Here is a 536-nt window from a genome sequence, read left to right as displayed (position 1 = left end):
ACTCTAACTCAAGAAAAAATTGCATTTGATCATAATCAGAATTGATATTATCTAAATAATTATTAAAAAGCCCGATATATTCTTTTATTTTTTCTTTTTCTTTTTCGCTAATTTCTTCCAGTTCTTTGGGTAATTTAAAAAAGCTATCAATATAAGCAAAATCTTGCTCAACTTTTTCATATTCCAATCGTTCGTTTATATATTCCAATAAATAAAGTTTCATCCAAGAATATGGTTGATTATAAAAATTAAAATACCTTTTATATTTTTGATAAATCTGTCCATCAAGTTTCACAAAAGGACAAAGTTGCAATACAAAATCATCTTCCTTTTTAACATCTCTTTCTATAAAATAAGAACCATAATCTCTTTTACTAGGAAATTGCTCTTTTAACCCAAGTTTTTCATTTTTTGTAAGAGCTTTTGGGCGATTTTTTATTATTGCTCCTAATTTTTTTTGATACAAATCTTCACAAAGTGCTGCATTGTTAAGCTGTGGTGGATTGGTAATAAACAAATAATTTTTACCCATTTTG

General features: G+C 25.9%; 1 pseudogene. It reads right to left on the bottom strand.

Annotated features, from left to right (window positions below):
* Positions 1 to 536 (bottom strand): annotated as a pseudogene (locus L8V79_RS08165) (hypothetical protein); the annotation flags it as partial.

The sequence above is a fragment of the Campylobacter sp. IFREMER_LSEM_CL2194 genome (assembly GCF_025771685.1).
Taxonomy (GTDB): domain Bacteria; phylum Campylobacterota; class Campylobacteria; order Campylobacterales; family Campylobacteraceae; genus Campylobacter_D.
This window is presented reverse-complemented; position numbering and strand designations above follow the sequence as displayed.